This window comes from Streptomyces sp. NPDC001880 (assembly GCF_053594575.1).
The window spans coordinates 1-3526 of sequence record NZ_JBSFET010000218.1; the positions used below are offsets into that span (position 1 = coordinate 1).

At 69.3% G+C, this 3526-nt stretch carries 4 protein-coding genes; 1 reads left to right on the top strand and 3 read right to left on the bottom strand.

Annotated features, from left to right (window positions below):
• Together ACWCQ6_RS36365 and ACWCQ6_RS36370 are read right to left on the bottom strand one after the other, a co-directional pair.
• A partial coding sequence (locus tag ACWCQ6_RS36365; protein WP_451096671.1) for an NACHT domain-containing protein occupies positions 1–924 on the bottom strand: 924 nt, incomplete at its 3' end.
• Between the two features lie 8 nt (positions 925–932).
• On the bottom strand, positions 933–1736 hold the full coding sequence (locus tag ACWCQ6_RS36370) for a DUF6801 domain-containing protein (RefSeq protein WP_451096673.1): 804 nt from the start codon (positions 1734–1736) through the stop codon (positions 933–935).
• Positions 1737–2208: 472 nt separating this feature from the next.
• Here ACWCQ6_RS36370 and ACWCQ6_RS36375 point away from each other — a divergent pair, with 472 nt between their 5' ends.
• Complete coding sequence (locus ACWCQ6_RS36375; protein WP_451096675.1) at positions 2209–3192, top strand: helix-turn-helix domain-containing protein; 984 nt, start codon at positions 2209–2211, stop codon at positions 3190–3192.
• Between the two features lie 148 nt (positions 3193–3340).
• On the opposite strand, the gene ACWCQ6_RS36380 is transcribed toward ACWCQ6_RS36375, so the two are convergent.
• Positions 3341–3526: hypothetical protein (locus ACWCQ6_RS36380; protein WP_451096677.1), on the bottom strand; the 186-nt coding region annotated here is incomplete at its 5' end.

Genomic DNA, 3526 nt, shown 5'->3' on the forward strand with positions numbered 1-3526 from the left:
GAGTGCGTCCAGGACGGGTGCCCAGCGGTCCGGGTCGATGGCCCGGGCGGTGACGAACGCCTCGGCCGCGGCCGGGCTGACAGGGGCGATGTCGATACGGGAGGCGTCCTGCGCCCACAGACTCACGTGTTCGAGAGCGGCGTACGGGGTGCTGCGGCAGGTAAGCACGAGCTGGCCCTTGGCGGTGCCGTGGAGGTAGTTGTTCATGGCCTCCAGGGCGGCCGCGGCGCGGGAGCCGAGCCCGGGATCCTCTCTGGTATCCATCTCGTCGAGGCCGTCGAGCACCGGGAGGACCAGACGGGCTCTGACGAGGGCGGCTGCCGCGGCGGGGCGTAGCCGGTGTACGCGGACGAGCTGGTCGGCTAGCCAGTCGTCGAGCTTGGTCGGGCCGGGGTCGAAGGTGGACAACGACAGCCGTACGGGAACGGGGCCGCCCGGCGTCCGGTCGGCGAGCAGAAGCAGCATGAGGTGGAGGGCGAGCACCGTCTTACCGGCTCCGGGCGCACCGGTGATGACGAGTCGGCCGGACCCAAGAGCGCGGTAGTAGGCAGCGACTTCCTCCAATGTGCCGTGGGGTGCCGCGTCTGCGGCCTGGTGGGCACGGGAGGGCAGGTGGACGAACTCGATGTTGATGGTGCGGTCGCTGCCGCCGAGAAGTCTCTGGCGGGCTTCCTCCTCGCGTTTCCTGATGTCGACGGCGAGGCGGTCGGCGAGCCCGGCGGCATCGGTGTCTTCCCGGGCCTGGGAGGACCTGGCCTGGTCCAGGCCCGCTACCGTCAGCATCAGGCCGACCATCCCGACCACCAACCCGCTTGGGTCCACGTCCCCGGTTCCCGCCCGGACTGCTATGGCGACCGACACCACCAGCGCCGAGACCGTCAGCGCCGACCAGCCCCACCGCGTGGGGCGTACGGTGTCGGACATCCCCCTGGTCACCTACCGCGTGAGCGGAAGCGGAAAGCGGCGGCCACGGCGAGGGTGCCCAGGACGGCGGACCCCGCGGCCAGCCCAACCAGACTCCCGGTGCCCCGGCTCCCGGTCTCGGCCATGGCGCCGGAGGGGTCGGCCGAGCCTTCCGGGGTCGTGTCCGTCCTCGCGTCGTCGCTCGGGTTCCGAGACCCGGCAGTGCCCGAGGTGGCCGTATCAGCCGTTCCGGACGGGGCCGGACCGGTCGTCGTTCCCGCCCCGGCGATGTCGAACAACGCCACGACGTTGTTCTGCCCGGGATCCAGCCCGCACGACAGGTCCAGCTTGACGGTCACGATGCTGCCGCTCGCGGTGACGTGCGCGGTGAGGTCGCCGACGGTGATTCTCGCCCCGCCCGGTCGGGGAAAGGCTCGCGCCGGTGCGACACCGGTCGCCTTGACCTGGAACGATCCGGACGCCGGAACGCTGGTCCTGGCCACTTGGAACGGCACGCTGAGGTCGGTCTCGACGCCCGGCGCCGTCACATGCACCTTCGCGTCCACCGTGCCCGTGATGGTCTTGATGCGCGCCTTCCGCAACTCTCGCGCGTCAGCCGCGTTGACCGGCACCGCCGCACGGATGACGAACTTCGGTGTGGGCATGCCGACCGTCGCCGACTTCGGGACGTCCGAGTCGATCTTCACGGTGCCTGGCCGCTCGTCGGCCATCGGAACCGCGCAGGTGTACCGCAGTGTGCGCGACACAGGCTCTGCGGCCGCGGGTACGACTCCGAAGACTCCCGCGCTCGTGCCCACGACCCCTGCGGTCACCACGAGTCCCCAGGCCCCACGGGCCACCGGCCCCCTCAGAACGGAGCGGGTTGCCGCTTGCTGCTCACACGGGTTCTGGATCAGTTCGACGTTCGCCATCTTGTCCCTCAGTCAGGTACTCGGGCCTCCGGCACGAAGCCCACGGATTCCTTCACCAGGTGGAACGGCCGCGGAGCGGCCCCTATCCCGGTCAGCGAGGACCCGCCTCGCCCGAGCGCACAGTCGAGTCCCGCAACCAACCGTAGGATTGGATCGCACGCCCGGAATTGCGCGTGCGCGTAGGAAAGTTGACACCACGCGCAACACAACGAGTTCCACGCACACATGTGCGTATCGAGCCGCTGACGCACTGCCTGGATCGCACCGCCGTCCACTACACTGTTGCGGCACTACCGGGGCCTCATGCCATGAGCGTGAGACCCGACTCCGGTCGTGCGCACACTGTGAGAAGGCCGCAGTGAAAGGTGTTTCGATGGCCTCGGAAACCTACACGGTGATTTCATGCACGACCCGGGACGTGACGTCGCGTGAGCGCGCCGAATTCTGGGGCGAGCACGTGACGTCGTATCAAAGCCTGATGGGCTACGGATACCCACGCACCGACGACTTCCGCGCGGGAACGATCCGCCAGCGCACCGCCACCTATCAGCTCGTCCAGTGGTGGTCGGACACGATCAAGTACACCCGGACCACGAACCAGGTACGGCACTGCCCGGACGAGGACTACCGCTTGCTGCTGCCGGTCGCCGGAGAGCTGCTGCTGCGCCAGAACGGCCAGGAGCTGCGACTGGTCCCGGACGCCGGGTGCCTGCTCACCTTCGGCGCGCCGTTCGAGGTCCTGCAGGCCGCCTCAGCGCGGGCGTTCATCATGTCGATCCCCGCCCAGGAGGTGAACGGGCGGTTGAACCGGTCGTCGCCGCTCACCCTGGGCCTCGACCTCCGCTCGGGTCTGGGCCGGGTGGTGGGCGACATACTGACCGGCCTGCACGAGGAGCGCGACGCCCTCACAAGCGGCCAGTTCGACGCGGTGTCGGAACGCCTGGTCGAGCTGTTGTGCATGCTCGCCGCGGGGGACGACCGCCCCACCCCGCCCGGTCACCTGACGGAGGTGGAGACCGTGGTCCGCCGGTACGCCCGCGAACACGCTGCAGACCCCCACCTGACCGGCGCCACCATGGCGCGAGCCCTGGGCTGGTCGCTGCGCCAGGTACAGCTGGCTCTGCAACAAGCCGGGACGACCCCCCGCGCACTGATCCGCGAGGAGCGGCTGCGATTGGTACGGGACCGGCTGCGGGCGCCCGCGTACCGGCACATGACCATCACCGAGCTGGCATATGCGTCGGGGTTCTCCTCCTCCAGCGCGCTCAGCACGGCATTCCGGCAGCGCTTCGGGGTGTGCCCGCGCGAAATGCGTCACGCGGGATTCCCGTCCGCCGGTGATACACAACGGAGCTGACCGAAATCCGTTGGACTTCCGGTCTGACCGGCAACAGCGGAAGGTCACCGGACGCACGGTAAATCATTGTGCCCAACCGCTTTTCGGATAGCCGGATCGGTCTCGAACCGGATGCCTTCGAAGCCCGGTAATCCCTACACGAAAACGATCACGGGAGAATTCCACAATCCCGGACCCCCAGCATCTCGGCGTCGGACGGCAGGCCGCCGAGGCCGGGCTCGTCGCGGCCGGTGAGATTCCGGACGGTGTGCGGGGCGAGCTGGTCGAGCTGCTGGTGTGGGCCGTGGCCGCCGGCCTGCTCGACGTGGTGCGGGCGCGTTGATCGCGGACGAGT